Annotated in this window: 1 protein-coding gene and 1 pseudogene; both read left to right on the top strand. The window is 71.1% G+C overall.

Translation table 11 applies throughout. The annotated features are described in order from the left end of the window. Positions 1–197, top strand: a pseudogene (locus tag WBA11_RS09395) (hypothetical protein); the annotation flags it as partial. 1 nt (position 198) lies between these two features. Next, the coding region (locus WBA11_RS09390; protein ID WP_424520439.1) for a type IV secretory system conjugative DNA transfer family protein at positions 199–1,907 on the top strand (1,709 nt) is incomplete at its 3' end.

Raw genomic sequence — 1,907 nt, 5'->3', positions numbered from 1 at the left:
GTCAGATCGCGCTCGAACTTTCGCGCGTGGCCTCGAAGGTCGTCGAGCGCGGCCTCGACGTGCAGCCGACGCTCCGCATCTCGCCGGGCCACCGGTTCATGGTCTTCCTCGCGCGCGACCTCGCCTTCGCCGGACCGTACAAGACGCCCCCAGCCGAGCTCCGCTTCGTGCGGCCGTCGGTGCCCCGGCGCCGGTAGCGTGACCGACGAAACGCAGGACACCGTCCCAGGCTCGCGTTCCGGCGGCGCGCTCTTGGCTCTCCTGACGATCCCCGTCGGAGTCGGAGCTGTCGTCGCGACGCACGCGCTGGCCTGGTACGCCAAGTTCCACCCGGCCCTCGGCGAACCTCTCTGGGAAGCGGACCTTCCCGCGTACGCTCTCCTGCTGGCCGTCGCCGCTGGGGCGCTCGGCGGGATCGGGCACACGCTCCTTGTGGACCGCAACCGGGGCGGGTGGGCGCTCGTGCTCCTCTTGGTCGTGATGGGTCCAGCGTTCATCGGCCCCCTCTACGAGCCCTCGGACGGGGCGAGATGGGTGACGGAAGCGATCCGTACGCAAGGGGCGGGCTCCACGCCCGTCCAGGTCGCCGGGTGGTCGTTCGCGGCGACGTGGGCGCTGGCCCTGATCGCCATGGTGATCCTCACGAAGCCCGACCCACGATCGACGTCGGGAAGCCATGGCTCCGCGTCGTGGGGCGACGGGGCCGCACTGGCGGACGCCACAGGCGGCGTGCTCGTCGGCCGAGGTCAGCCGAAGCGGAAGAAGAAGCCTGGGCCGGTCTTGCGCTACGCCGGGCCGGGCCACCTGCTCACCGTCGCCCCGACGCGGGCGGGAAAGGGCGTCGGTGCCGTCGTCCCGAACCTCTTGAACCACGGCGGATCGGTCGTCGTGACGGACCCGAAGGGCGAGAACTTCGCGCTCACAGCACGCCACCGGCGCCAGAGGCTCGGTCAGCACGTGGTCGGGCTCGACCCGTTCGGGTTGGCAGGCCGCCTCGGGCTCCCCGAGTCCGAGGTCGAGGCGGCGCGGGGCGCTCTCAACCCGCTCGACCTCATTGACAGCGCGAGCCCGGACGCGGCCGACGACGCGGCCATGATCGCCGACATGTTGGTCGTGCCCCAGCCAGGCGGTGGGACAGGCGCGTTCTGGGACGAGGAGGCGAAGGCGCTCCTGGCGGGGCTCGTGCTCTACGTCGCGCTCTCGCGCATCGGAGCCGAGCGGTCGCTCCCCCACGTCCGCGAGCTGCTCACGCTCGCGCCAGATGCCTTTGACGACTTGCTCGTCACGATGGGCGGCCACCCCGACGCGGCCGTCCAGCGGACCTCGAACCGGCTCCGCCAGAAGGCCGACCGCGAGCGGTCCGGCGTCGTCTCGTCGGCCCAGAGCCACACGCACTTTCTCGACTCACCCCGGATGGTGACGGTGCTCGGCGAGAGCACGTTCGACCCTGCCGAGCTCGCCAGAGGCGGGCTCTCGATCTACCTCATGGTCCCGCCGGACCGGCTTGACACGTTCTCGAGGTGGCTCCGGCTCGTCGTGGCGACCTCGCTCGTGGCCGTGACTCGCGCGCGGCCGATCACGGTCGGTGGTGGGGGAGGGGAGAGCCGCGTGCTCTTCCTGCTCGACGAGTTCGCCCAGCTCGGCCCGATGGCCCCCGTCCGCCGGGCGGTGAGCCTGATGGCGGGCTACGGTGTCCAGGTGTGGCCCTTCTTGCAGGACCTCGGCCAGCTCAAACAGACCTACCCGAAGGACTGGGAGACGTTCGTCGCGAACACCGACGTGGTCCAGGCCTTCGGCACGACCGACCAGTTCACGGCCGAGTACCTCTCGAAGATGACCGGCACGCGGACCGTGTTCTCGCACGGCGCGACGACGGGAAAGAGCCGGAGCCGAGGCAAGAGCCGGTC

It is taken from the genome of Rubrivirga sp. (genome assembly GCF_049648075.1).
GTDB lineage: Bacteria > Bacteroidota > Rhodothermia > Rhodothermales > Rubricoccaceae > Rubrivirga.
The sequence above is the reverse complement of the archived record's forward strand: the minus strand, read 5'-3'. Positions and strand labels throughout refer to the sequence as shown.